Annotated in this window: 26 protein-coding genes and 1 tRNA gene; 13 read left to right on the forward strand and 14 right to left on the reverse strand. The window is 57.1% G+C overall.

What is annotated here, in order from left to right:
• Positions 1–7: 7 nt before the first annotated feature.
• From J5276_RS13980 to J5276_RS13995, 4 genes are all read right to left on the reverse strand, one after another.
• On the reverse strand, positions 8–1105 hold the full coding sequence (locus J5276_RS13980; protein ID WP_013635302.1) for a GH25 family lysozyme: 1098 nt from the start codon (positions 1103–1105) through the stop codon (positions 8–10).
• 177 nt (positions 1106–1282) lie between these two features.
• A complete protein-coding gene (locus J5276_RS13985; protein ID WP_003514584.1) occupies positions 1283–1471 on the reverse strand; it encodes a YegP family protein in 189 nt (62 codons plus the stop codon).
• An 86-nt stretch (positions 1472–1557) separates the two neighbouring features.
• Complete coding sequence (locus J5276_RS13990) at positions 1558–2256, reverse strand: type 1 glutamine amidotransferase (protein WP_065703894.1); 699 nt, start codon at positions 2254–2256, stop codon at positions 1558–1560.
• A 138-nt stretch (positions 2257–2394) separates the two neighbouring features.
• On the reverse strand, positions 2395–2844 hold the full coding sequence (locus J5276_RS13995; protein ID WP_003514571.1) for a DoxX family protein: 450 nt from the start codon (positions 2842–2844) through the stop codon (positions 2395–2397).
• A gap of 145 nt (positions 2845–2989) precedes the next feature.
• On the opposite strand from J5276_RS13995, the gene J5276_RS14000 reads away from it, so the two are divergent.
• Both J5276_RS14000 and J5276_RS14005 read left to right on the forward strand, forming a co-directional pair.
• The gene (locus J5276_RS14000; RefSeq protein ID WP_003514570.1) at positions 2990–3295 is read left to right on the forward strand and encodes a SelT/SelW/SelH family protein; all 306 of its coding nucleotides are present in this window, start codon (positions 2990–2992) and stop codon (positions 3293–3295) included.
• Between the two features lie 120 nt (positions 3296–3415).
• A tRNA-Leu gene (locus tag J5276_RS14005) sits at positions 3416–3502 on the forward strand.
• Between the two features lie 240 nt (positions 3503–3742).
• On the opposite strand, the gene J5276_RS14010 is transcribed toward J5276_RS14005, so the two are convergent.
• A complete protein-coding gene (locus tag J5276_RS14010; protein ID WP_046205577.1) occupies positions 3743–4126 on the reverse strand; it encodes a pilus assembly protein N-terminal domain-containing protein in 384 nt (127 codons plus the stop codon).
• Between the two features lie 445 nt (positions 4127–4571).
• Between J5276_RS14010 and J5276_RS14015 the strand changes: the two genes are divergently transcribed.
• The 9 genes from J5276_RS14015 (at position 4572) to J5276_RS14055 (ending at position 13579) form a co-directional block, all read left to right on the forward strand.
• A complete protein-coding gene (locus J5276_RS14015; protein ID WP_065703655.1) occupies positions 4572–4763 on the forward strand; it encodes a Flp family type IVb pilin in 192 nt (63 codons plus the stop codon).
• 95 nt (positions 4764–4858) lie between these two features.
• Positions 4859–5371, forward strand: a complete 513-nt coding sequence (locus J5276_RS14020; RefSeq protein WP_065703653.1) for a prepilin peptidase — start codon at positions 4859–4861, stop codon at positions 5369–5371.
• A gap of 125 nt (positions 5372–5496) precedes the next feature.
• Positions 5497–6303 (forward strand): Flp pilus assembly protein CpaB, encoded by an 807-nt coding sequence (gene cpaB / locus J5276_RS14025; RefSeq protein WP_003514566.1) that lies wholly within the window; start codon positions 5497–5499, stop codon positions 6301–6303.
• Positions 6300–7883 carry a type II and III secretion system protein family protein gene (locus tag J5276_RS14030; RefSeq protein WP_080799768.1) on the forward strand — a complete coding sequence of 528 codons (1584 nt, stop codon included), beginning with the start codon at positions 6300–6302 and terminating at the stop codon, positions 7881–7883. Before cpaB ends, J5276_RS14030 begins: the two co-directional genes overlap by 4 nt.
• A 56-nt stretch (positions 7884–7939) precedes the next feature.
• Positions 7940–8632 (forward strand): CpaD family pilus assembly protein, encoded by a 693-nt coding sequence (locus J5276_RS14035; RefSeq protein WP_112154822.1) that lies wholly within the window; start codon positions 7940–7942, stop codon positions 8630–8632.
• Positions 8633–8666: 34 nt separating this feature from the next.
• Positions 8667–9953, forward strand: coding sequence for a CpaE family protein (locus tag J5276_RS14040; RefSeq protein ID WP_111790094.1), 1287 nt, complete (start codon positions 8667–8669; stop codon positions 9951–9953).
• A 33-nt stretch (positions 9954–9986) separates the two neighbouring features.
• Positions 9987–11459: a CpaF family protein gene (locus J5276_RS14045; RefSeq protein WP_003514561.1), complete on the forward strand. Its 1473-nt coding sequence runs from the start codon at positions 9987–9989 to the stop codon at positions 11457–11459.
• A gap of 118 nt (positions 11460–11577) precedes the next feature.
• A complete protein-coding gene (locus tag J5276_RS14050) occupies positions 11578–12582 on the forward strand; it encodes a type II secretion system F family protein (RefSeq protein ID WP_013635295.1) in 1005 nt (334 codons plus the stop codon).
• Positions 12583–12592: 10 nt separating this feature from the next.
• On the forward strand, positions 12593–13579 hold the full coding sequence (locus tag J5276_RS14055) for a type II secretion system F family protein (protein ID WP_013635294.1): 987 nt from the start codon (positions 12593–12595) through the stop codon (positions 13577–13579).
• Between the two features lie 98 nt (positions 13580–13677).
• On the opposite strand, the gene J5276_RS14060 is transcribed toward J5276_RS14055, so the two are convergent.
• The gene (locus J5276_RS14060) at positions 13678–14502 is read right to left on the reverse strand and encodes a tetratricopeptide repeat protein (protein ID WP_112154823.1); all 825 of its coding nucleotides are present in this window, start codon (positions 14500–14502) and stop codon (positions 13678–13680) included.
• A gap of 142 nt (positions 14503–14644) precedes the next feature.
• Between J5276_RS14060 and J5276_RS14065 the strand changes: the two genes are divergently transcribed.
• The gene (locus J5276_RS14065) at positions 14645–16039 is read left to right on the forward strand and encodes a leucyl aminopeptidase (RefSeq protein ID WP_013635292.1); all 1395 of its coding nucleotides are present in this window, start codon (positions 14645–14647) and stop codon (positions 16037–16039) included.
• Positions 16040–16103: 64 nt separating this feature from the next.
• Here J5276_RS14065 and pncB read toward each other — a convergent pair whose 3' ends face one another.
• The 8 genes from pncB to J5276_RS14105 form a co-directional block, all read right to left on the reverse strand.
• On the reverse strand, positions 16104–17408 hold the full coding sequence (gene pncB, locus J5276_RS14070; RefSeq protein ID WP_003514549.1) for a nicotinate phosphoribosyltransferase: 1305 nt from the start codon (positions 17406–17408) through the stop codon (positions 16104–16106).
• 158 nt (positions 17409–17566) lie between these two features.
• The gene (locus tag J5276_RS14075) at positions 17567–17926 is read right to left on the reverse strand and encodes a hypothetical protein (RefSeq protein WP_065659879.1); all 360 of its coding nucleotides are present in this window, start codon (positions 17924–17926) and stop codon (positions 17567–17569) included.
• 94 nt (positions 17927–18020) lie between these two features.
• Complete coding sequence (locus J5276_RS14080) at positions 18021–18872, reverse strand: C40 family peptidase (RefSeq protein WP_013635290.1); 852 nt, start codon at positions 18870–18872, stop codon at positions 18021–18023.
• Positions 18873–18889: 17 nt separating this feature from the next.
• Positions 18890–19234, reverse strand: coding sequence for a MarR family winged helix-turn-helix transcriptional regulator (locus J5276_RS14085; RefSeq protein ID WP_112154824.1), 345 nt, complete (start codon positions 19232–19234; stop codon positions 18890–18892).
• Positions 19235–19602: 368 nt separating this feature from the next.
• On the reverse strand, positions 19603–20709 hold the full coding sequence (locus tag J5276_RS14090) for a DUF475 domain-containing protein (protein WP_003514542.1): 1107 nt from the start codon (positions 20707–20709) through the stop codon (positions 19603–19605).
• Between the two features lie 307 nt (positions 20710–21016).
• A complete protein-coding gene (locus tag J5276_RS14095; protein ID WP_019564504.1) occupies positions 21017–21937 on the reverse strand; it encodes a DMT family transporter in 921 nt (306 codons plus the stop codon).
• Positions 21938–22053: 116 nt separating this feature from the next.
• A complete protein-coding gene (locus tag J5276_RS14100; protein ID WP_003514539.1) occupies positions 22054–22935 on the reverse strand; it encodes a LysR family transcriptional regulator in 882 nt (293 codons plus the stop codon).
• Entirely contained in the window at positions 22932–23246 is a 315-nt protein-coding gene (locus J5276_RS14105) for a putative quinol monooxygenase (RefSeq protein WP_013635289.1), read from the reverse strand. The genes J5276_RS14100 and J5276_RS14105 overlap by 4 nt, the downstream gene beginning before the upstream one ends.
• A gap of 175 nt (positions 23247–23421) precedes the next feature.
• On the opposite strand from J5276_RS14105, the gene J5276_RS14110 reads away from it, so the two are divergent.
• Positions 23422–24918, forward strand: a complete 1497-nt coding sequence (locus J5276_RS14110; RefSeq protein WP_003514535.1) for a CoA-acylating methylmalonate-semialdehyde dehydrogenase — start codon at positions 23422–23424, stop codon at positions 24916–24918.
• Positions 24919–24986: the final 68 nt, after the last annotated feature.

Here is a 24986-nt window from a genome sequence, read left to right on the forward strand (position 1 = left end):
CGCCCCGTCAACTCGAGCGGCGGTCTACCCAGCGATGCCAGGCATCCTCGCTGCCGTTGAAGACATTGAGATCGATGCGTCCATCGACACCATGCGACAGGCCGGAGCCGGAATATTGCCAGAACAACCACTTGCGGCCGGGATAGACCACGGACGGATGCTGGGCAACGGCGCGCAGCCAGAAGGGATAGTCCTGGAACTCGCCGGTCAGATTGTCCTTATAAAAATCGGGCGCCGTATAGATAATCGGACGCTGGCCGTAATGGCGCTCCAGCTTGTCCATGAACACGCGCATCTTTTCGAGAATACGCTCACGGGAATGGCGCATCTTGCAGCTCGATTCGCCGTTATATTCCACGTCGATCACCGGCGGCAGCGCATCCGGATCGCGCGGTACGTTGCGAATGAACCAATCCGCCTGCTCGCCGGCCGACCGGCACCAGTAGAAGAAATGGTAGGCGCCACGACGGATGCCCGCCTCCTTCGCACGCTGCCAGTTGGTGCGGAACATCGGGTCAAGATGATCGCCGCCATCCGTAGCCTTGATGAAGGCGAAGTTGGCACCGCGTGTGCGCAGCTGCGGCCAGTCTATATTGGCCTGCCAGCGCGAGACATCCACCCCGTGGACCTGAAAATGGCGCGGCTGAACCCTGCCGAAATTGATCGGTTTGGCATCGCTGAAGCTGGAGCGGAAAATGCGCGAACGGATCTGCGCACCGGCACTGGCCGCCGGGGCTGCAGCCATGGCCAATTGTACCGGACGCTCCATCGGACGCTCTGCCGGTCGTACCATTCCAGCCTGTGACGGTGAGGGCAAACGGGTTTCAAGCGCGTTCTGCGGCACGGGCGCTCGTGGGGTAACGGCTGAAAAGGCCTTTGGCTCTTCGGGCACCGGCCCGCCCCATGCCAGAACTTCCTGTCGCGGCTGGGCCGTGATGGGTTGGCTGCCCACGCTTGCCTGCGGCACCGGCGCGGATGGCGTAACCGAGCTCGTGGTTTCCTTCGACGGCAGGCCGGCCATCAGGCTTTCCGGCCCGGAACTGGACGTACAGCCACCAAGCAGAAGGCAACCGAAGAGAAGTGCTGGCACAGCCGATGAACGCATGAGAACCCGTACGCAAAACAATCCAGGGGCACTCTGACGCCGCCCGGGAACCTCGAAATACAATTGCTAACGGAAGATTATCAAAAAAGACTGAATCTTATCTTTACGCCGACACCTTCCAACGCGCCCGTCATTTCTGGCAGGAGAATGCCTCGAGGTTTCGCGAAACGGCGAGCTTCAGGCGGTCATCGTGCTCAGATCGACCGTATCGGCGCCGGGGGAATTTTTCTTGATCGATTCGATGGCGTGGATGGCCGATGCCTTGGCCTTGTATCCTTCGGAGGAAAACATCGTTTCCCCGTTGGATGCTTTGAAGCGGAAGCGATATTCCCCGGCCCTGTCCTGATAGATTTCGAATTTATACATGATCTTGGTGCCTCCTTGGCAAACGTCGGTGAAACACACTCAATTCTGAGCGGCCTTGGCCATATTCGCAACCGATAATTGCCAGATCAGACAAGCCGTACCCAGGCACGGGCAATTTCCAGACCGGTCGCATCGGCCACATCGGCACGCCCGCCACGGTGATCGCGGTAATTGTTCATCCAGCCGGGCGCCATTTTTTCTACGGAAGCAGGGAATGCCTCACACCATCCGTCGACCACGGCCGTGGATGCCTCAAAATGAAATTGCGTGCCATAGGCAGCGCGGCCAACGCGAAAAGCCTGATTTCGCGTTGCACCATTGGTCGCAAGTCTCGTTGCCTCGGGCGGAAGCGTGAATGTGTCGCAATGCCACTGAAAAATGGGAAATGTCTTGTCGAGCCCCGCCAAGAGCGGATCGGACACGCCCTCTTCCGTGAGGGATACGTCTTCCCAGCCGAATTCGGGCGGGCCGGCCAGAATATTTTCTCCGCCATAGGCGCGCGCCAGCAACTGGCTGCCGAGACAGACGCCCATCACGGCCTTGTCCGCATCGCCAAACGCTTTCATCAAAAGTGCGAGGTCTGGAAGATAGGGATAAAGCACGTCGTCAAGAGCGTTCTGCTCCCCGCCCAAAACGACGAGCGCATCGTGTGCAGCTGCATCGAGAGGAAGAGGCTCACCCGAATAGGCGCAGATGACATGCACGTCAGCCCCTGCCTCTTCCAGAGCGACGCCGATCTGTCCATGCGGCGTGCCCGCCATGTTTTCGATAATTGCAACGCGCATGGGGCCTCTTGCCGACAACGGGGAATTCGATCGGCCGGTATCGCCGATCGAATTCAGCTTCACCACGAGAAAAACGGATTTTCAAGAGGCGCGATATCGTTAGCGAGGCAATAAGGGGACAAGCCGGCCTGTGGCATCTTAAAATTCCCGCGACAGCTTCGCGTCGACGGAATGCCGGTTGCCGCCACGGACAGCGAAGAACAGGAAAATGGCTGCCCAGAGAACTGATTTTTCCGCGCCACCCAGACCTTCCGCCTTTACGATACCGTGAAAATAGACCGTTACTAAAAGCACGATCATTGCGGCAAAGGATGCCGGCCGCGTGAACAGCCCAATGGCCACGAGAATTCCACCGAAAAATTCGGTGGCGGCCAGGAGAGGTGACCAGAATACACCCGGATAAAAGCCGAGGCTCTCCACCATGCCGACAGCCCCGAACGGATTGGCGATCTTGCCGAAGCCGTGGGTGACAAGAAGAAGCCCGGCCACGACGCGCAGAACGGTCTCCACCAGATCATGTGTCGAATTATAAAGAGGTGCGACCGCCGGAACGAAAAGACGCTGACGATTATTGTCGAACTGGGCCATGGGATCTCCGCGTTTTAGCCTTCGATGGCTTATCTGTTCGCAAAGCAGCATGATAAGAACAAGCATGCCGCAGGTAAAAACATGAGTGTCATAGTTGACATTATCGTGAGCATTATTGTCATCGGGCGCTGAAGGAGACGTGATCATGGCCGAGACCAAGCCCCGCATAACCATCCGCTACTGCACACAATGCAACTGGCTGCTTCGTGCGGGATGGATGGCGCAGGAGATTTTGCAAACCTTCGCTTCTGACATCGGCGAAGTCAGCCTCATTCCCTCAACGGGTGGCCTGTTCGAGATCACCGTTGATGGTGAAACCATATGGGAGCGCAAGCGCGATGGCGGTTTCCCCGGTCCAAAAGAGCTCAAACAGAGAATCCGCGATGTCATCGACCCGGAACGGGACCTAGGTCACGTCGACAGGACGAAGCATGAAGGGCTCGACAATTGACGCGGCAACATGTTTCAACAGCGTCTAACCAAGTTTTTTCCCTTTAAAATCAATGATCGTCATAAAAGTTCAAAAAGTCTGTTGACACCGGGCGGCTGCCCTCGTACATCGCTCTCCGTCGCCCAGATGGCGGAATTGGTAGACGCGCCAGCTTCAGGTGCTGGTACTCGCAAGGGTGTGGAGGTTCGAGTCCTCTTCTGGGCACCATTCCATTTTTGATCTTAGCCAGATCAAACACTTAGACGAAAAAACAGCAACATTCAGTCCTCCTGCAAAACGCAGGGGAACATGTTGCGGTTTTTCGTTTTGCTGGCGATCAACCCCGATTTTTCCCATAAAAATACTGCCCAGGACGAGCACTAAGCCTTTGTCACTTTGACAAAATGCCAGCCATTCTCGCGCGCGGAATTCCGATATATTCAGACCTGGTATTGGGTTGTAGTTCGCTTAAGGCTGGGCGTCTTTGTCGCCACTGTTTTGCGAATGCTGTTCGCAATTCGGCGTACAGGAAAGCACGGTCCGTTCCGTTTGTCGAAAAACGCGAACCGTATTGCCCTCATCGATGGAGACGAGAATGCGCTCATCGACGATTGGATTGCCCTCGGCATCGAGAAGAACAAGATTCGTCGTGCCGAAACTGCGCCCGGTCAGCACGATCGTGGTGGCATCGGCCACCGTCGCATCGGCGACTTTCGAGTTGCCGACAATAACCTTGCTTACCGGGCGGTCGAGGCGAAGGACACGGGCGTGGTTCATCGAAACGCGCAATATATCTTCCTGAGCAAAAACAGGCTGTAACGAACCCGATAGGATGACGGACAAGCCGACCACGATTTTCGCCAGTTTTCCGGATGACACGCGTTTCGCCCCTGCTCACTACCCGCACTTACTGTGCAGCAGAATGCGTGTTTTTAGTGAATGAAGCGTTAAATGATAGAGGCCCCTAATGTGAACGGTAACCATGCCTGACATGGCAATATTTTCGAGGCTCTCGCTGTCCCGCACCAAAACTGAACATCTATGTCTCACCGGGAGGACACTTTGCCGGAAATAAGAAACTGACAGTCTCTGGAATATATTTGTTTATCAGCAACTATAAAAATAGAGACAATACTTTTTTGTTTTGTTTACCAAGAGAAACTCATCCTGTCGTTTACTTTGGATTAATCCTCTTCTTTAAGCGCTTGGAAATCGCTCACCTGTAATTTGAACGCAACCGAACAACGGAAAACAGTTGTCGGCGTGCTGAACACAACACAAGAGTTAGGAGAGACCCATGACCAAGATTTTCGCTCGCTTCCTGAAGGATGAGTCCGGCGCAACGGCAATTGAATACGGCCTGATTGCTGCGCTTATTTCTGTCGCTATCGTTGGCGGCGCCACAACCGTTGGCAGCAAACTCAAGACGACCTTTGATTACATCAGTACTCAGTTTACGAATTCCAAGGCTTCTACCGGCGGCGTTTGATTTTACTGACAGTACAATACAGGTGATGATCCGCTGGGACATCACCTGTATTTTCTTGGATTGAACCAAAACCGAATCGCAAGGGAATTCTACTTATGGTTATCGCAGCGATTTTCCTCATCGTTCCGCTTTGCCTGAGTTTTGCTGCCCTTAACGATCTCTTCAGCATGACGATTCCCAACGTGATAGCTGTCGTGCTTTTGCTTTCTTTCGCTTTCGTCGCGCCACTGGCGGGAATGAATTTACACACTTTCGGCTTGAGTCTTGCTGCCGGATTGGCCGTTTTTCTTGGCTGTTTCACCCTATTCGCTGCAAATGTTATGGGCGGGGGCGACGCCAAGCTGTTGACGGGAGCGGCAGTGTGGTACGGCTTCAACATTTCTCTCGTAGACTTTCTACTTGCAGTGACATTGATCGGCGGTGTCTTGACGCTTGGAATCCTGCTTCTGCGATCGCGCTCGCAGGAAATCATGGCGGCCGGCATTCCCATTCCGGATTCCCTGCTGGTTGCGAAGAAAATCCCCTATGGCATAGGCATCGCCATTGCCGGGCTTTTGACCTATGGCGAAACACCAATTGTGAAAGCCGCCATCGCAAGTCTTTCCTGAGAAATCTGCGTTCACTGCAGGTTAAAGGCTTGTTAACCAGAAATCCAAGCATAATATTAACCATAATTATACCAATGACGGGCCATCCTGACGGGAGAAGAATCTGATTCCCTCAAGGATCGAGCATGAAACCGTCGCGTATCGTCATTCTCTCCGTTGCCCTGGTCGCCGCCGGTCTTGCCGGCATCGTTGCCATGCAGATTTCCGGCGCGAAGCAGGTCATCGAAAAAGCGGAAACGATCATAGAGAAGGAACCGACGGTTAACGTTCTCGTTTCCTCGGTCAACCTACCCGTTGGCAGCCGCCTGAACGATAGTTCGGTACACTGGACGCCCTGGCCCACTGGTAACGTCATCGACAGCTTCATAACGGAAGCGAAAAACCCGAACGCCATAACCGAACTATCCGGCGCTGTCGTGCGGCTGCCTTTGTTTCAGGGCGAGCCGGTACGGCCTGAAAAAGTGGTCGATTCCAGCACCCGCATCATGTCCTCGCTTTTGCCGGCCGGCAAACGCGCCGTCGCCACGGAAATTTCCGTCTCGACAGGTGCTGGCGGTTTCGTGCTGCCGAATGACCGAGTCGATGTCATCATGGTCCGCAAGGGCGATTCAGGTCATTTTTTAACTGAAAATGTTTTGAACAATGTCCGTGTTCTGGCGATCGACCAGCAGATCAAGGAAGGCGAGGACGGCACCTCAGCCGTTGTGGGTGCAACCGCAACGCTCGAACTCACACCCGAACAGGCCAAAATCATCACCGTGGCGCAACAGATGGCGGATCGCCTTACGCTGGCTTTGCGCTCAGTCGCCGATGCGCAGGAAAACGACACGCTTTCAGCAGGTTACCTTCTCAACGGCGGCTCCGGGCAGCCGGAGATTCAGGTGATCAAATCCGGTTCGATCGTCAAAGCCGGACAGGGAGCATCGCAATGACCGGGGGTTCCATGGCAAAGCGCATTAAACAACACCTGCGTTCCTCGATGGCGGGCAGCCTTGCATTTTGCCTGGCTTTTTCAGGTATTCCGGGTCAGCACTCACCCGCGTTTTTGCGTATCAGCGAAGCCGAGGCTCAAAGCGCGAGCATCGTGCGGATCACCGAAAGCGGTAGTGGCATTCGCAAGCGCCTGAAGCTCGGTCTCAACAAGGCACTGGTCATCGATCTGCCGGAGGATGCCCATGATATTCTCGTCGCCGATCCGAGCCTTGCCGATGCCGTAACCCGTACGTCCAAGCGCATCTACCTGTTCGGAAAAACGGTGGGCCAGACCAATATCTTCATTTTCGGAGATGGTGGGCGCGAAATCGTCAGTCTTGATCTTGAGGTCGAGCGCGATATCTCCGGGCTTGAGGCCAATATCCGCCGTTTCATTCCCGAATCGGACATCAAGGTAGAGATCGTTTCGGACAACATCGTTCTCACTGGATCAGTGCGCACGCCGCAGGATTCTGCACGCGCTGTCCAGCTTGCCGAAGCATTTCTGAAAGGCGGCGAAGCCACCACCCGCAACATATCGCTGACGGGCGGTGACAATGGCGGTGACGCGGCTATATTTGCCGAAAACCGCCAGACATCGCAGATCGTCAATATGCTGACGATTGAGGGCGAAGATCAGGTGACGCTGAAAGTCACCGTTGCTGAAGTTAGCCGGCAGGTGCTGAAACAGCTTGGCTTCAATGGTTCCATCAGCAGCTCGACAAGCAATAACGGTTTCGAATTTTCAAATCCGTCCAATCTCGGAAATGCAATTAGCGGTGCGTCGCGAATAGCCAGTGGCGCGATTGGCTCCGGCTCGCTCAACTTTGCTTCCTATCTCAACGCCATGGAACAGGCGGGTGTCGTGCGCACTCTGGCCGAACCAAGTCTTACCGCCATCTCCGGCGAACAGGCCAAGTTCTACGTGGGGGGCGATTTCCGTCTGCCTGCAGAGCAGGAAGTTACCATCGACAAGGAAACGGGCCAGCCAACCATAACGCGTACCACCAACACGGTCGACTACGGCATCACGTTGAACTTCAGGCCCGTCGTGCTTTCACCGGGACGGATCAGCCTTAAAATCGAGACCAATGTTTCCGAGCCGACATATGAAGGCAACGTTGTAACCGGAAATGCGGGCCGCACCATCCCAGGTTCTACCTACATGTCGATCCGCAAACGCGAGACATCGACAACAGTCGAACTTCCGTCCGGCGGCTCGATTGTGATCGCAGGTCTGGTCCAGGACAATATTCGCCAGGCCATGTCAGGACTTCCCGGCATTTCCAAAGTCCCGATCTTCGGCACGCTTTTCCGCAGCAAGGATTTCATCCGCAACGAGACGGAGCTTGTCATCATAGCAACGCCCTATCTGGTACGTCCCGTTGCGCGCAACCAGATCGCCCGGCCGGATGACAACTTCAACCCGGAAAACGATGCGGCCATGTATTTCATGAACCGTGTCAACAAGGTCTATGGCCGCAAGGACCAGGTTCAGGCGGCTCCCTATCAGGGATCAGTGGGGTTCATCTACAAATGACGACACGCGCACGAAATCCCTTTTTCACAGCAAGCCCGGTCCGGGCAGGAAACGCCATGCAGGAAAACCCTCCCTCCTTTTCCTCAAGCCTGCCGGGCAGACGGGCAGGTCTCGTCGCCATGGTGGCGCTTGCCGCCGGCCTGTTGCAGGGTTGCGCACGCGACCCGATGACGACCAACGCCATTCCCGACGACTACCGCACGCGCCATCCGATCACCCTCTCGGAAGCCGAGCATTCGCTGGATATTCCGGTTTCCGCAGGCGATAGCCGGCTGACCACGGCAATGGCAGATAATGTCCGTGGTTTCGCCCAGAATTACGCCTCGATGTCGACCGGTATCGTCAATATCCAGATGCCGTCGGGATCAGCCAACTCGGCAGCGGCTTCAAAAATGGCGAGACAAATCCGCTCCGCGCTTTCCGGCGCTGGTGTGCCTTCTGGCAAGATCATGGAAACACGTTACGCTGCATCCCCGAATGGCGACGCCGCCCCCATTCGACTGAGTTATGTGGCCGTTACCGCCATGACCGGGCAATGCGGCCAATGGCCTGAAGACCTTTCCGACAATACCTTTGCCAACAAGAACTGGTACAATTTCGGATGTGCCTCCCAGAGCAATCTCGCGGCACAGGTTGCCAACCCCATGGATCTGGTTGGCCCGCGTGGAATGAGTCCGATCGACGCGGAGCGCCGAGCAGTGGTGATTGACGCCTATCGCAGCGGCAAAAACACGGCGACGCCAAATTGACGCGGTTCCAACAATTGTCAGGGCAGGAAAGACGATGAGCGCTGTAGAATACGATATCAAGTCAAGCGGCGACGCGGAAGCCGAACAGTCGGCGCCGCGTGCCTCGGATATGGATCGCCTGCGGCCCCTGCCCCGCATATCCGTCCATGCCTTCTGCGTCAGCGAAAACATGCAGCGCGTGATGGATGCCTTGTCCAGTGACAGGCGGATGAGCAAGGTCACCCTGCGGGTAACCAAGGGCGACATCAACGCGGCGGCGACGATGTTTTCCGCCTCACCAACGCCCAACCTCATCGTTCTCGAAACAGCAAGCTCACCGTCTTCTCTGCTGGATGATCTCGCTCCTCTGGCGGAGGTCTGCGACCCCACCACCCGTGTCATCATCGTTGGCCGGCACAACGACATAACGCTTTATCGCGATCTCATCCGCAACGGCATTTCCGAATATCTCGTCGCACCGATCAACATGGCCGATCTATTGGCCTCGATCGCGACGATCTTCGTTGATCCGGAAGCGGAGCCGCTCGGTCGCAACATAGCCTTTATCGGTGCCAAAGGCGGGGTGGGCTCGTCGACGATCGCGCATAATTGCGCCTTCGGCATCTCTACCCTCTTCTCCACCGAAACCATTCTGGCGGATATGGATCTTGCCTATGGCACGGCCAACATCGATTTCGATCAGGATCCCGCTCAGGGCATGGCGGAAGCGGTGTTTTCGCCGGAACGGCTGGACGAGGTGTTCCTCGACCGTCTGCTGACGAAATGTTCCGACCACCTCTCACTTTTGGCCGCACCCTCTCTCCTCGACAGGACCTATGATTTCGATCGTCAGGCGTTTCTGCCGATTCTTGAGGTCCTGCAGCGCAGTGCGCCCGTCGCCGTTCTCGACCTTCCCCATCAATGGTGTGACTGGACGCGGGCGGTGCTTGCGGAAGCCGACGAGGTGGTCATTACGGCGGTTCCGGATCTCGCAAACCTGCGCAATACGAAGAACCTGTTCGACGCGCTGATAAAACTGAGACCCAACGACAAGTTACCGCATCTCGTTCTCAATCAGGTCGGCATGCCGAAACGCCCGGAGATCGCCCCTGCGGATTTTCTCGACCCACTGGAAATCGAGCCGGTCGCCATCATTCCGTTCGACACCCAGCTGTTCGGAAATGCCGCCAACAGCGGTCGCATGATCAGCGAGATGGACGAAAAATCCCAGATCGCGGAAACGTTCTCGCAAATTGCCCATACCATTACAGGCCGTACCATTCTGCGCAAAAACAAGCGCGGCGGTCTGGACAAGCTCAAGAATATTCTCAAGCGCAAATAGGCTCCCTTTCTGGGCCTTTAGACGGAAACGCCGATGTTCGGAAAACGCGGGCCAGAAGGCCCAGCCAGAACCATAAAGCCGGATTTTGTCGCGCCTGCCATACAGCAGGTGAAGGCAACGCCTGAGCCGCGATCTCTGGCGATCGACACTTTGGAGCCCGGCCAATCGCCTGCAACGCGGCAGGCACAATCTCCCATGCAATCGCCGCAGAAAAAGCGTGCCCGCACGGAAGATTATTACAATACCAAGGGCCAAGTCTTTTCCGCGCTCATCGATACGATCGACCTTTCGCAGCTCGCCAAGCTCGACGCGGAGAGCGCACGCGAGGAAATCCGTGATATCGTCAACGATATCATAACGATCAAGAATTTCGCCATGTCCATCGCCGAGCAGGAAGAGCTGCTCGAAGACATTTGCAACGACGTTCTTGGTTATGGGCCGCTGGAGCCGCTTCTCGCACGCGATGATATTGCCGATATCATGGTCAACGGTTCCGGCCAGACCTTCATCGAAGTCGGCGGCAAGACCATCGAATCCGACATACGGTTCCGTGACAATGGTCAATTACTTTCCATCTGCCAGCGCATCGTCAGCCAGGTCGGCCGACGCGTGGACGAATCGAGCCCGATATGCGACGCCCGCTTACCCGATGGATCGCGTGTCAACGTCATCGCACCACCGCTCGCCATCGATGGTCCGGCGCTTACGATCCGAAAATTCAAGAAGGACAAGCTCACGCTAGACCAGCTGGTGCGTTTCGGCGCGATCACGCCTGAAGGCGCGACCCTGCTCAAGATCATCGGCCGCGTCCGCTGCAATGTCGTCATCTCTGGTGGTACCGGCTCGGGCAAGACCACGCTTCTCAATTGCCTGACGAGCTTCATCGACAAGGATGAACGCGTCATCACCTGTGAGGACACCGCCGAACTGCAACTGCAGCAACCGCATGTGGTGAGGCTGGAAACGCGCCCGCCGAATATCGAAGGTGAAGGCGAGATCACCATGCGTGATCTGATCAAGAACTGCCTTCGTATGCGGCCTGAACGTATCATCGTCGGCGAAGTGCGTGGACCGGAGGTTTTCGACCTTCTTCAGGCGATGAACACCGGCCATGACGGATCGATGGGAACGCTCCACGCCAATACGCCGCGGGAATGCCTCAGCCGTATCGAATCGATGATCGCCATGGGCGGGTTTACCCTGCCGGCAAAGACGGTACGCGAAATCATCTCGGGCTCTATCGATATCGTCATTCAGGCCCAGCGCCTTCGCGACGGCTCGCGCCGGATAACGCAGATCACCGAAGTGATCGGCATGGAAGGCGACGTCATCGTGACCCAGGATCTGATGCGATACGAAATTGACGGCGAAGACGCGCATGGCAAGCTGATCGGCAAGCACGTCTCCACGGGCATCAGCAAACCTCATTTCTGGGATCGCGCGCGCTACTATGGCGAGGAAAAACGCCTGGCCACCGCGCTCGACGAGATGGAAAAGACATCCTAGAGCAAGTCTTGTTTAAACGGAATCGTCTGACGTGCTCTAACACTTTGTTTCTACGCATTTTCCGGACGGATAACCACGACGCAATTTTACTGGAAATGCTCTAAGGAAGGCGACTGCCATGGACCCCACAATCCTGTTACTGGCCGCACTTGTCGCTATTTCGGCAGGGGCGCTTGCTTATGCCTTCCTCTTCCAGCAGATCGAGGTCGAGAAAAAGACCACCAGTCGCGTCAAGCGGGTCAAGGCCGCCGAAACGGATCACGCAAACATCAAGGCCGCGCGGGACCGGGTCCAGGAACTTGGCAAACGCCGCAAGTCCATGCAGGACAGCCTGCGGGAAATGGAAAAGAAACAAAGCGAAAAGGCGAAGAAAGCAAAGAATGTCGGTTTGCGCGAAAAGCTGGTTCAGGCGGGACTGCAACTTTCTGTCCGGCAGTTCCACCTTCTGAGCGCAGGCGCGGCTGCTTTCTCCGTCGTCATTGCGCTTCTTTATGGCCTGTCGTTGCTTATCGCTCTGCTCATAGGAGCCGTCGTGGCCTTGGGACTGCCGAGATGGGTATTGGGATTTATACTCAAGCGCCGGCAGAAAAAATTCCTCGAGGAATTCCCAAATGCGCTGGATGTCATGTGCCGGTCGATCAAATCCGGATTGCCGCTCAACGACGCCGTGCGACTGATCGCGTCGGACGGACAGGAACCGGTGAAGACGGAGTTCCAGCGCGTCGTCGATGCGCAGCAGGTCGGCATCGGCATTCCGCAGGGGATCGAGCGCATGATGCTGACCGTGCCGCTTTTCGAAGTTAGCTTCTTCAGCACCGTCATCAACATTCAGGCGCAGGCGGGCGGCAACCTTTCGGAGGCTCTTTCCAACCTTTCGAAAGTTCTGCGTGAACGCAGGAAAATGCGTGCCAAAGTCAACGCGTTATCGATGGAGGCGAAGGCCTCGGCAGTTATTATTGGCGCGCTGCCTTTCATCGTCATGCTGCTGGTGCACTTCACCTCGCCCGACTATCTGTCGGTGCTCTTCACCGACATGCGTGGGCACATCATTCTGGGGGTGTCGGGATTATGGATGCTGATCGGGATTTTCATCATGCGCCAAATGATCAATTTCGACATATGAGGGCACGACCATGACAGGAAGCCTCTTTTCCAGCCTGACGGACCCGCAAACGATCATTGCCATTCTCGTCACCCTTGCGGTTTTCGCAACCCTCTATACGCTCATCATGCCGCTCTTTGAGCGAAAAGACTTCGCCAAGCGCATGAAAGCCGTGTCATCGGAGCGCGATCTCATTCGCAGCCGCGAGCGTGAGCGCCTGGCCGCCGCCACTAGGGACGGCAAGGCCTCCCTGCGTGGCAATAATAATAAATCGGCGCGCCGCATCGTCGAAAAATTCAACCTTCAGGAAGCGCTTGCCGACAAGAACACGATGAACAAGCTGCGCGCTGCGGGTTTTCGTTCACAGAATGCGCTCAACACATTTCTTGCCGCCCGGTTCGTGCTGCCATTCGTTTTTCTGGCCCTGGCCTTTACCTGGGTTTTCGTTCTCGGAAACCTCGCCGATAAGGCTTTCGTCGTCCGGCTGATGGCAGTGCTCATTTTCGGTTATCTGGGTTTTTACGCACCCAATATCTATGTTTCCAACGCCATGAACAAGCGGCAGGCCTCGATCAGGCGCGCTTGGCCGGATGCGCTGGATCTGATGCTGATCTGCATCGAATCCGGTGTGTCCATGGAGGCCGCCATGCGTCGTGTTGCGGAAGAAATGGGTGAGCAGTCGCCCGAACTGGCGGAGGAAATGATGCTGACGACTGCGGAGCTTTCCTTCCTTCAGGACCGGCGCATCGCACTTGAGAATTTTGGCATGCGCACGCAGCTAGACGGCGTCAAAAGCGTGGTGCAAGCGCTTATCCAGGCGGAACGATACGGCACGCCATTGGCTCAGGCGCTGCGCGTTCTGGCCCAGGAAGGCCGCGACGAGCGGATGAACGAAGCCGAAAAGAAGGCCGCCGCCCTGCCGCCAAAGCTGACCGTGCCGATGATCATATTTTTCCTGCCGGTGCTCATCGCAGTCATTCTCGGACCAGCCGGCATTCGCGTCGCCGATACGTTTTGACACGCTAAACGCGCCCGCACTATAGGCGGTAGCGCGTGATGAGGCGGAGCTGTGAAATTATCTGCGATCTGGCATTGATGGACGTGCCTGAACCCGCATCAGCCTGCTGGCTTGTTGTCCTTCTTCGCCAGTTGCTGCCAGGAATTCTGCTGCGACAGCATTGCACGCAGATAACCGAGATTTGCCTGCGCCTGCTGTGGCGAAAGTTCCTGAACCGCGATGCGCTCAGCCTCGGCAAACCGTCCCTGAAGACCCACCACGAGCGCGAGATTCTGGCGAACGCGGCTGTCGGCGCCCGGCTGGGCAATGGCCGATTGCAGATATGTCTCGGCGGTACGGGGATCGCTCGACAGGACATACGACATGCCAAGGTTCGAGAGCACACTTGGATCGTTCGGTTTGAGATCGAGTGCCTGCCTGTATTTGGTGCGGGCCTCGTTCGACCTGCCAAGCTGGTCGAGCACGGCACCTTCGGCAGAATACAGCCGCCAGTCTGGACGATCAGGCGTCTGTGCTCTCTGGATGGTTGAAAGGGCCTGTTCGAGCTGGCCTGATGCTGCCTGCGCCTTGCCATAGGCGGCAAGCACCTCACGGTCGGCCGGATTGGCGATGGCGATCTGCTGCATGACCGCGAGCGCCTGCGTGTTCTTGCCGGTCATCATCAGCACGTTGGCATAATTCATGCCGACGGACCTGTCCTTGGGGCTGCGTTCATAGGCCTTGCCGGCCGTCTCTTCCGCCTGCCGGAGCTGGTCCATGTTCATGTGGTCATAGGAGCGTGTGGCCGCAGGAATGGAGCCGGTGGACATGCGATCCGGCTTGTTGGTGCTCGCGCATCCGGAAACGGCGAAAACCAGCGCTGCGAGACATGCTCCCCGCAGTAAGCCTGTCCGACCTATCTCGCTCAAAGAAAAAGCAGTCATGGCAGTGCCCCCGCCCAAGAATTATCGATCTTGCGCCCGACATACGACAGACTCACATGACGCAACTTTCGCTTAAGCAATAATCTGTTAACCCTAACAGAGCGTTAATCGCACCGATTCTCGACAGTTACGAAAGCAGACCATGGCGCCCTATCAGTTCATCGAACGCCCGACACCTTTCAGCTCCAAGGCTGGCAGCACCCTGCCGGTTTTCGCCGTGACGCCAGCCCATATCGAACAGGGTGCCATAGATCCTGTTGCTCTGGACTGGGCGAAAAAAGCGGGTTTCAAGGCCGAAGCAGGCGCCGTATTGCTTGTTCCCTCTTCCGATGGTTCGCTGGGTGGCGTTCTTCTCGGCCTTGGAGGCAATCCCTCAGAAATCCCGTTCATAACCGGAAAACTGGCCCGCGAGCTGCCCGAAGGCGAGTGGCATATTGAAACCGCGCCATTGACGGCCAATCGGCTGGCTCTCGGTTTCGGCCTCGGCAGCTACCGCTTCGACAAATACAAGACAACCAAAACCAGCGGGGCCAAGCTTCTCATTCCGCAGGATGCCGAAGATGGCGAGATCAAGCGCGTTCTGGCCGGCGTCTTCCTCGCCCGCGATCTCATCAATGTTCCGGCCAACGATATGGGACCGGACGAGCTTGAGATCGCCTTCCGCAGCCTTGCCGCACACTACAAGGCAAAGGTGGGCGTCATAACCGGCGACGATCTGCTGAAGGAAAACTTCCCGCTCATCCATGCCGTCGGCCGCGCCAGCGAAAGCGCACCGCGCCTTCTGGAAATGAACTGGGGCAAGAAGGGAAATCCCCGCCTGACCCTCGTTGGCAAGGGTGTCTGCTTCGATACTGGTGGTCTCGATATCAAGCCAGCCGCCTCCATGGCGCTGATGAAGAAGGACATGGGTGGTGCGGCCAATGTTCTCGGTCTCGCGCTGATGATCATGGACGCGAAACTGCCGGTCAATCTTCGCGTCCTCGTGCCCGCCGTCGAAAACTCCATTTCCGCCAATGCCTTCCGTCCCGGTGACATCTACAGGAGCCGCAAGGGCTTGACGGTACAGATCGACAATACGGATGCGGAAGGCCGTCTCGTTCTGGCCGATGCGCTGGCCTATGCCGACGAGGATGCGCCGGACCTGATGATTGACATGGCAACGCTCACGGGTGCCGCCCGCGTTGCTCTCGGCCCGGATCTGCCGCCCTTCTATACCGATGACGACGATCTGGCCCACGATATCGCGGAAGCCAGCATCGATACCGACGATCCCCTTTGGCGCATGCCGCTCTACATGGGGTACGACAAGGATATCCGCTCACGCGCGGCCGATATCACCAACGCGCCATCAGGCGGCATGGCAGGATCGATCACCGCCGCCCTGTTCCTGAAGCGTTTCGTCACCAATACGAAAAAATGGGCACATTTCGATATTTACGGCTGGTCCTTGAGCGAAAGGCACCATTCATCGATCGGCGGCGAGGCTCAAGGTATCAGAGCACTCTTCCATTACATCACACACCAGTTTGCGAAGTAAATCGGTACCACGGTTGATCTGACTGGCCCACGGGCGCTTCGTTAAGCGGAGCGCCCGGCCTTACTCAAACCAGAACCTTCTGTTCCTTGAGATCTTCCTCACCAAAGAACTTCAGATAACGCTCCACCTCGGATCGTTCGCCTGTCGCTTTTTGCGGATTATCGGAGAGTTTGACGGCTGGCCGACCATTGGCGTCGCTGACCTTGCAGACAATGGAAATTGGCTTCAAGCTGGCGATGGTCTTCGGCGCGCAACCGGCGAAATCATTGGTCAGATTGGTGCCCCAGCCGAAGCTCATGCGCACCCGGCCTTCGAAATGCCTGTATGTATCGACGATGGCATCGACATCGAGCCCATCTGAGAAAATCAGCATCTTCTTGCGGGGGTCACGGCCCATCTTCTGCCACCACTCGATGATCTTTTCCCCGCCTTCGATCGGCGGCGCGCTGTCGGGACGGAAGCCCGTCCAGTCCGCCACCCATTCCGGCGCATTGCGCAGAAAGGCCGCCGTGCCAAAAGCATCGGGCAGCACGATCAGCAGGTTGCCGCCGTAAAGCCGGTTCCAGTCCTTCAGAACCTGATAGGGTGCTGCGGCCAATTCCTCGTTGGTCTGCGCCAGCGCCGCAACCACCATCGGCAATTCATGCGCATTGGTGCCGACCGCCTCAAGGTCGGAATCCATGGCGAGAAGGACATTGCTCGTGCCGGTGAAGGCAGGGCCGATGCCTTCCTTCAGCGCCTCGACGCACCAGCGCTGCCACAGAAAACTGTGGCGGCGGCGGGTGCCGAAATCGGAAATGCGCAGGCCCGGCAGTTCCCGCAACCGTTCGACCTTTTCCCACATCTTGGCCTTTGCGCGGGCGTAGAGAACATCCAGCGTGAAATAACCAAGCGAGCGCATTGCGCTGCGCGAGCGTAGCTCATTGATGATCGCCAGTGCCGGGATTTCCCAGAGTGTCGTATCCATCCAGCGGCCGTGGAAATTCAGCTCATATTGCCCGTCGCGCTTGAAAAGCTCGTATTCGGGCAGTTGGTAGCTCGAAAGCCAGGAGAGGAATTCAGGCTCGAAGATTTGCGAGCGGCCGTAGAAGGTGTTACCCGCAAGCCAGATGTTCTCCTTCTTGGAGAGGCGCAGGGTACGCGCGTGATCGAGCTGCTCGCGCAGTTCCATCTCGTCGATCTCTTCCGCCAGCCGCACCGTCTTCGTGCGGTTGATGAGCGAAAACGTCGCGTCGACTTCCGGATAGAGTTTCCAGATCATCTGCAACATCAGCAGCTTGTAGAAATCCGTATCGATCAGGCTGCGGACGATCGGATCGAGTTTCCAGGTGTGATTGTGGACACGGGTTGCTATATCGGTCTTCGTCATGCTTGCATTCCCCAGCATCGGCCCAGAACATCGGCAGGGCCGACGTCACCCCGCACCTCGGCAGGTATTATCAACCTGTCATGTCAAAGATTTATCTGAAAAAGCAACAACAAGTCCAGAGTGCGGGCGGCGCAAACGCCGCTTTAAGTCATATTACTTCAGAAGGTCGGGTCGACAGGATTGATGCCGGGATACCAGTCCTTGGAGATGGGATTTCTGCCACCGAAGCTGGAGATGCCGTTCTCATCAGTGCAGCGATAGCCCTGAACCGGCAGACCGCGGCTACCGAAAACATCCCGGTATGGGCCGCGGGCATATCCAGTTACACCAAGTTCGCTATGGCAATTGTAACGCACCTTGGGCTGTAGCGTTCGCGGGTCCTTGACACCCGGCAGGTTCGCATAGGCATCTGGAGCCGGAGCAAAACCATTCTGAAAAACGGTCTGCGCCTGCGCGGAAGCGCTCATTAAAAGCGCTGCCAGGATCGCTGCCAATCGTGTTGCCATTTTTGTGTTCATCGATGCCGGTCCCGTACCATCATTCAACCGATGTAGGCTTTCGGCTGTGGTCGCACAAAGGGCGAGGCAGGCACAATTTCGTGAAGCCGCCGCCTCAGCCTTCCAGACGCCGGAAAGCCGTCGGCTTTTCGTAAAGCCAGCCGATGCGCTCGATGGCCTCATTGAGATTTTCGCGTGCAACATTCATCGTGTGGCCATTGGCATGCAGCAGCGTCTCTTCGTTTTCCATAAGGCCGACATGGCCCTTCCAGAAAACCAGATCGCCGCGGCGCAATTCATCGCGTTCTATTTCCACGCCGAGCGATTTCACCTGCATGTCGGTATCGCGCAGAACCCGTCGGCCCGTCATCGCCATGGACAATTGCACGAGGCCCGAGCAATCGATGCCAAAGCCGGAGCGGCCGCCCCAGAGATAAGGTGTCTCGATAAAGCGCAAGGCCACCGCAACATAGTCCTCTTCGAGAGCGGCATCGACTGGTCGGCAATGGGCGGCGATTATGCCCTCGCCTTTTTCAGTCAGCAGATAGCGGGTGCCGCGTGTCTCGGCCTCACCAACGATCCGGACCATGCTGCCCATGGAAATGGCTGCGACCGGCGGTTTGCGCAATTCGGCGGAAGGATAGAGGAAGGTGCGTGGCGCAACCACCTGGTGGGTAACGGCAACGACATCGCCGATTGCCGTCTCCGGCACGTAACCGGCATAACCATCCGCATCCGCCTGCACCCAGGCCCAGCCATTCGCCCGGTCGAAAATGCGCACGGTTTCACCAAACAGCAGCTCCGTATCGATGCCGGCGGCGAGGTCAGGCGTTGGCCGCAGGCCAATAACAGGCACCGCGATCTGGGCGGGCGAACCGCTGACGAAACGCTCGGCCTGAACCACGCCTTGCAGTTTCTCATCGGCCAGATCGGAGCGGAAGACATTCAGGCGGCGGTCGAGCATCATGGTTTCACATCCAGAGGTTAGATCTTGCGTGCCTGATCAATAATCAGATCGCCGAATTTTTCCAGATAGAGCGCACCTGCCACGGTGCGTTTTATCACGACATTGCGCTTGTCCCGTTCGTCCCGCACCCTGTCAACCAGCCCGAGCGCTCCCAGACTGTCGAGTGCGCGGGTGATGACCGGTTTGGTCACGCACAGCAAGGCGGCGAGGCCCCGGACGGTATGTGGCGGCGGCACGAGGTATATCTGCAGCAGGATTGTAGTCTGGCGCAAGGTCAAATCCGGCGCATCGGCCGTGACCTGCGCAGCAGATACGCGATGCCAAAGCCCCAAGGCCTCCGTAGGCGAAAGTTCTGCAGGCAAACCGGTAACCTTCCAGTCGTTATCCCACCGTTTTCATTCAACGGAGCGGAAAACTCAAGAAGCATACCGCACAAACAGAACCGCCGCGCCTTCGCAGATCATAAAAGATCGCGCGGCGCGGCGGTGTTGTTTCAACCCGTTTGTCGGGCCTTTAATGTCCCCTCTGGACTTGCAAGATGAGATGCAGGAAGCGTGCCAGTTTTACTGCAGTGCACAAATATGAGCAAAAACAGGTGCTTGGGGTATAATTCCGATGTTATGTTCAAATTTTCCGCAAGGCGGAAACAGCAACAAAAACAGGCAATCAGCAATTCAGTGCTTAAAAACTGCCTTCCGCCGTAACAGCGGAAGGCTGGGATCGGGATGGGTCAGATTTCCGCACCGCGAGCGGCATCGGTCGCATCTGCATTGTGCCGCCGGTTATGTCGGATCGACGACCAGAGCGAAATGCCGATCAGGGTCGCGCCACCAAGGCCGGTAATGACCTCCGGAATGTGGAACATCGTCTGCACGTACATGATGACGGACAGGATGAGGATCGCGTAGAAAGCGCCGTGTTCCAGATAGCGGTATTCGGCGAGCGTTCCCTTTTCCACCAGCATGATCGTCATCGAGCGCACGTACATGGCGCCGATACCGAGGCCGATGGCGATGATGAACAGGTTCTGCGTCAGCGCAAAAGCACCGATGACGCCATCGAAGGAGAAGCTTGCATCGAGCACTTCGAGATAGAGAAACGCACCGAAGCCGCCTTTTGCAGCGCCTTCGAGCACTTCCTGGCTACGATCGAGAATACCGCCGACGACTTCCACCAGCAGGAAGGTCAAAAGACCCCAGATTGCCGCATGGAAAAAGGTGTTGGCCGCAACCGGACCAAGCTCCGGATTGTCGCTGGCGCCGATGATACGAGAGAAGGCCAGCATGACGACCAGCACGAAGGCGATCTCGATACCCTTGACGGAGGAATAGACCGCAGCCTTTTCCTCGATCCAGCGCACCCAGTGCACGTCCTTTTCATGGTCGAAGAAGAAGTTGAGACCGACCATCATCAGGAAGGTACCGCCGAAAGCAGCGATTGGCAGATGGGCGTCACGCATGATTTCTGCATAACGTTCCGGCTGCGTGGCCGCCATGACGAGCGCCGTCCAGGGGCCGACATTGGCGGCAACGACCACGATCAGCAGCGGGAAGACGATACGCATGCCGAAAACGGCAATCAGAATACCCCAGGTCAGGAAGCGATGCTGCCAGACTGGCGTCATCTCTTTCAGCTTGTTGGCGTTGACGATGGCGTTGTCGAAGGAAAGCGAAATTTCCAGCACGGCAAGCACCGCACAAATGAAGAAGATCGTCGCTGTTCCACTGACAGTTCCGGTCATTTCCCAGCCGAGATAGCCGCCAAGGATCAGACCGACGATGGTGACGATAAAAGCCCACTTGAAGTAGGAAAGTGTGGTTTTCTGGGCGGCGCTCATGTCCGGTTACCTCCGGTAACGAGAGCGATTGCGGAACGACGCAGGACGTCGGGCCGCACGCAGAAAGCACGCGCGCGAAGCACATTCAGGTTTTTCATAGTTTTTAATCCGCCGGCCAATTTTTGCAGGCGGTACCGACATCACGAGAGCGCCGTAAAACTCTCGCCAGAGGGGCCCGGCACCTTTGTTTCCTCTGCCCTTGCGAGACATATGATCGCAGGACCTTCTCTTACTCCTCGAAGATCACCTCTTCGTCAAGTCCCGTGATGATTTCGGCGGCAACATCACGGGTAAACAGAGGAAATGTCTAGTCCGCAGCCAGTATATCCACCTTTTCGCGACCGCGTTTGAGCGTATTTTCACGGAAGAAAATATAAAGGCCGGAAAGAACGATCAGGCCCGCACCGACGACGATACTGGTCTGCGGCACATCATCAAAGAACAGCCAACCAAAGACCACCGCCCAGAGCAGCAATGTGTATTGCAGCGGCGCGACGGTCGCGGCGTCCGCGAGCTTCAGAGCGCGGTTGACCAGCACATGCGCCGCCATGGCGACCACGCCGAGCAGGCCGAGGAAAGCGAGATCGAAACCGGACTGGACCGGCAACCAGCCAGACGGCGTGACGAACACCGCAACGAGGCCCGCAAGCCCCGCACCGATGATCTGCCAGAAAGCGAGCACCGTGTCAGGCGTGTTGCGTAGCTGGCGTCCGGACAACATCATGAAGGCGAAGGCGGCGCTGCCGAGAATGGAAAACAGTGCGGCCGAGGTGAGGCTTGCCGAGCTTGGCTGCAAGGCAATGAGAACACCGACGAAACCAATGGCGATGGCCGTCCAGCGACGCCAGCCGACCTTTTCTCCCAGGAGAAACGGCGATAGAGCCGCCACATAAATGGGGGCGGCGAGCCAGTAGGTCATCACGTCTGCCAGCGGCAGGGCAGCGACTGCGAAATAGAAACAGAAAAGCTCGGCGGTGGAGAAGAATACGCGCGCCACCTGAAGAGACGGTCGCTCGATTTTCATGAGGCCGGAAAGACCGCCTTTCCACACGATCGGAACCAGAATGACAAGGGCAGCGACGCTGCGGATGAGGATCACCTGCCCCTGGCTGTAGGTCGAAACCAGCCATTTTCCCATAGCGTCGTTCAACGCGAAAAGCAGCATTCCAAGCAGCATGACGGCCACGCCGAGGCCAGTCGGCGAAAGCTTTCGTAATATATTCGGCATGTCAGGTTCCGTTCTCTCCCAATGGCTGCATTGGTCGTTCAGCCAGCCCTCGTTTGTCAAGCCCGAAGCGGGAGGAGTCGCGTATTAATAGTACTAATAAATCGGCAATTTCGATGTCACGCGAACATGCGCTTCTCTTCGGCAACGAGTTCCTGGAGAAAATCGACCACCGTGCGCACGCGGACCAACTGACGGGCGGATTCGTGATAGGCCGTCCAATAGGACCGACTTATGCTCATATGCGGCATGATCCGCAGAAGTTCGGGATATTGTCCGGCAATGTAATTGTGCAGGATGCCGATACCGGCGCCCGAGCGCACCGCCTCGGTCTGACCGGTGGCGCTGGATATTTCAAAGGCGGCGTCCCAGTCGCGCATGATCTCGCCGGTATAGTTCAGAGAAGGCGAGAAGATCAGATCCTCGACGTAGCCGATGCGCCGATGGCGCTTGAGTGTTTCCACATCCGCCGGCGTTCCATATTCGGAGAGATAGGACTTCGATGCGTAGAGCCCCAGCGAATAGTCGGTGAGCTTGGAAAACATCAGCCTACCCTGTTCCGGCCGCTCGATGGTGATGGCGATATCGGCCTCTCGCTGCGACAGGGAAAAGGAGCGCGGCACCGGCACGAGCTGGATTTTCAGGTCGGGATAACGCGCGGTCAGCCGGCCAAGCCGTGGCGCAAGAAAAGAAACCCCGAGACCATCGGGCGCGCCGATGCGCACCGTTCCCGCCACTGCCGTATCGACACGACCGAGATTTGCCTGCGCATTCAGCATTTCGGTTTCCATGCGCTCGGCGGCGCCCAAAAACAGCTGACCTTCTTCGGTCAGTTCGCAACCGTTCGTCCGGCGGATGAATAATTGGGTCTTCAGTGCCTGCTCCAGCGACGTCAATCGTCGCGAAAGCGTTGCGTGGTTGAGGCCGAGCCGTTTCGATGCGGCAAGGATCTGCCCGGAGCGGGCAACGGCGAGGAAGATGCGGACGTCATCCCAATTCATGGTTTGCTGCGCAGCATTATGGGTTCGACGTCAAGCAAGGTCAGCGACGTCACCATTCCTGCCACACCCTCTTTGTATTTCAGAAAATGCGGCGTTTGCAGATGCGCTTCATATGCCGCCCGGTCCGCGTAGACTTCGAGGATGCGAATCTTTTCCGGGCTGCCTTTAATTGCCACCGCATTTAATGCAAGCACACCAATTTCCAGGCTGACCGAAGCTTCGATCTCTTCTGCAAGCAGTCTGCGGTAGGCATCCAGCTGGGTTGGATCGATTTCGATTTCAGCCATCCGCACGACCGGTTCATCGCTCATCAAGCTTCTGACCTTCTGTTGACCGGCGAACGTGTGGGTGTCGGAAATCCGCCGCCACCCTCAAAATACTCGCCTTGCTTCAATTTACGCACAACGGTTTCTTATCTGAGTTCATTGATTTGTACAAATTCAAGTGCAATGCTACACCCATCAAAAAATCGCGGAGGAAAGCCCCATGAGGGAAATCGGTCACTTCATCAACGGCAAGCATGTGTCTGGCACAAGTGGCCGCACATCTAACGTCTACAACCCGGCAACCGGCGAAGTGCAGGCGACTGTCGCGCTTGCCAGCGACGCCGAGCTGCGCGCTGCCGTGGAAAGCGCAAAAGCGGCACAGCCGAAGTGGGCCGCCACCAACCCGCAGCGCCGCGCCCGCGTTTTCTTCAAGTTCGTCGAACTTCTTAACCGCGACATGAATGAGCTGGCGGTGCTGCTCTCCAGCGAGCACGGAAAGACCGTCGAAGATTCCAAGGGCGATATCGTGCGCGGCCTCGAAGTCTGCGAATTCGTCTGCGGCATTCCGCATCTGCAGAAGGGTGAGTTCACCGAGGGCGCAGGTCCCGCGATTGACATGTATTCGATCCGCCAGCCGGTCGGCATCGGTGCGGGCATCACGCCGTTCAACTTCCCCGGCATGATCCCAATGTGGATGTTTGCGCCGGCAATCGCCTGCGGCAACGCCTTTATCCTCAAGCCTTCCGAGCGCGATCCGTCCCTGCCGATCCGCCTTGCCGAACTGATGATCGAGGCAGGTCTTCCGGCCGGCATCCTCAACGTCGTCAATGGTGACAAGGGCGCTGTCGACGCCATCCTGACCGATCCGGATATTGGCGCGGTTTCCTTCGTCGGTTCCACGCCGATTGCCCGCTACGTCTACGGTACTGCCGCCATGAACGGCAAGCGCGCACAGTGCTTCGGCGGCGCGAAGAACCACATGATCATCATGCCTGATGCCGATCTCGATCAGGCCGTGAACGCCCTGATGGGCGCCGGTTACGGTTCGGCCGGCGAACGCTGCATGGCTGTGTCGGTTGCGGTTCCGGTTGGCGAAGAAACGGCCAACCGTCTCGTTGAAAAGCTCATCCCGCAGATCGAAGCACTGAAGATCGGCCCCTACACCGACGACAAGGCCGATATGGGCCCGCTCGTTACCAAGGAAGCCCAGACGCGCGTCAAGGGTCTGATCGACAGCGGTGTCGAGCAGGGCGCGAAACTGCTAGTCGATGGCCGCGACTTCAAGCTCCAGGGTTATGAAGACGGCTATTTCGTCGGTGGCTGCCTGTTCGACCACGTCACCCCTGACATGGACATCTACAAGACGGAAATCTTCGGACCTGTTCTCTCCGTCGTTCGCGCCAAGAACTACGAAGACGCGCTGGAACTGCCGATGAAGCATGAATATGGCAACGGTGTTGCGATCTACACCCGTGACGGCGATGCTGCGCGTGACTTCGCCAGCCGCATCAATATCGGCATGATCGGCATCAACGTTCCGATCCCTGTTCCGCTCGCCTACCACTCCTTCGGCGGCTGGAAGGCCTCAAGCTTCGGCGATCTCAACCAGCATGGAACGGATTCGATCAAGTTCTGGACGAAGACCAAGACGATCACCTCGCGCTGGCCGTCCGGCATCAAATCGGGTGCCGAATTCGTCATGCCGACGATGAAGTAAGCAATGCGTCTCTAAACAATGAACCGGCGGGCGATTGACCCGCCGGTATCCTAACCGGTCACAGGCGT

The sequence above is a fragment of the Agrobacterium sp. S7/73 genome (assembly GCF_019355535.1).
In the GTDB taxonomy this organism is placed as follows: Bacteria; Pseudomonadota; Alphaproteobacteria; order Rhizobiales; family Rhizobiaceae; genus Agrobacterium; species Agrobacterium tumefaciens.

Bases quoted from the DNA above. Each gene is read 5' to 3' on its own strand.
- J5276_RS13980 (WP_013635302.1), bottom strand. From the start codon at position 1,105: ATGCGTTCATCGGCTGTGCCAGCACTTCTCTTCGGTTGCCTTCTGCTT.
- J5276_RS13985 (WP_003514584.1), bottom strand. From the start codon at position 1,471: ATGTATAAATTCGAAATCTATCAGGACAGGGCCGGGGAATATCGCTTC.
- J5276_RS13990 (WP_065703894.1), bottom strand. From the start codon at position 2,256: ATGCGCGTTGCAATTATCGAAAACATGGCGGGCACGCCGCATGGACAG.
- J5276_RS13995 (WP_003514571.1), bottom strand. From the start codon at position 2,844: ATGGCCCAGTTCGACAATAATCGTCAGCGTCTTTTCGTTCCGGCGGTC.
- J5276_RS14000 (WP_003514570.1), top strand. From the start codon at position 2,990: ATGGCCGAGACCAAGCCCCGCATAACCATCCGCTACTGCACACAATGC.
- J5276_RS14015 (WP_065703655.1), top strand. From the start codon at position 4,572: ATGACCAAGATTTTCGCTCGCTTCCTGAAGGATGAGTCCGGCGCAACG.
- J5276_RS14020 (WP_065703653.1), top strand. From the start codon at position 4,859: ATGGTTATCGCAGCGATTTTCCTCATCGTTCCGCTTTGCCTGAGTTTT.
- cpaB (WP_003514566.1), top strand. From the start codon at position 5,497: ATGAAACCGTCGCGTATCGTCATTCTCTCCGTTGCCCTGGTCGCCGCC.
- J5276_RS14030 (WP_080799768.1), top strand. From the start codon at position 6,300: ATGACCGGGGGTTCCATGGCAAAGCGCATTAAACAACACCTGCGTTCC.
- J5276_RS14035 (WP_112154822.1), top strand. From the start codon at position 7,940: ATGCAGGAAAACCCTCCCTCCTTTTCCTCAAGCCTGCCGGGCAGACGG.
- J5276_RS14040 (WP_111790094.1), top strand. From the start codon at position 8,667: ATGAGCGCTGTAGAATACGATATCAAGTCAAGCGGCGACGCGGAAGCC.
- J5276_RS14045 (WP_003514561.1), top strand. From the start codon at position 9,987: ATGTTCGGAAAACGCGGGCCAGAAGGCCCAGCCAGAACCATAAAGCCG.
- J5276_RS14050 (WP_013635295.1), top strand. From the start codon at position 11,578: ATGGACCCCACAATCCTGTTACTGGCCGCACTTGTCGCTATTTCGGCA.
- J5276_RS14055 (WP_013635294.1), top strand. From the start codon at position 12,593: ATGACAGGAAGCCTCTTTTCCAGCCTGACGGACCCGCAAACGATCATT.
- J5276_RS14060 (WP_112154823.1), bottom strand. From the start codon at position 14,502: ATGACTGCTTTTTCTTTGAGCGAGATAGGTCGGACAGGCTTACTGCGG.
- J5276_RS14065 (WP_013635292.1), top strand. From the start codon at position 14,645: ATGGCGCCCTATCAGTTCATCGAACGCCCGACACCTTTCAGCTCCAAG.
- pncB (WP_003514549.1), bottom strand. From the start codon at position 17,408: ATGACGAAGACCGATATAGCAACCCGTGTCCACAATCACACCTGGAAA.
- J5276_RS14075 (WP_065659879.1), bottom strand. From the start codon at position 17,926: ATGAACACAAAAATGGCAACACGATTGGCAGCGATCCTGGCAGCGCTT.
- J5276_RS14080 (WP_013635290.1), bottom strand. From the start codon at position 18,872: ATGATGCTCGACCGCCGCCTGAATGTCTTCCGCTCCGATCTGGCCGAT.
- J5276_RS14090 (WP_003514542.1), bottom strand. From the start codon at position 20,709: ATGAGCGCCGCCCAGAAAACCACACTTTCCTACTTCAAGTGGGCTTTT.
- J5276_RS14095 (WP_019564504.1), bottom strand. From the start codon at position 21,937: ATGCCGAATATATTACGAAAGCTTTCGCCGACTGGCCTCGGCGTGGCC.
- J5276_RS14100 (WP_003514539.1), bottom strand. From the start codon at position 22,935: ATGAATTGGGATGACGTCCGCATCTTCCTCGCCGTTGCCCGCTCCGGG.
- J5276_RS14105 (WP_013635289.1), bottom strand. From the start codon at position 23,246: ATGAGCGATGAACCGGTCGTGCGGATGGCTGAAATCGAAATCGATCCA.
- J5276_RS14110 (WP_003514535.1), top strand. From the start codon at position 23,422: ATGAGGGAAATCGGTCACTTCATCAACGGCAAGCATGTGTCTGGCACA.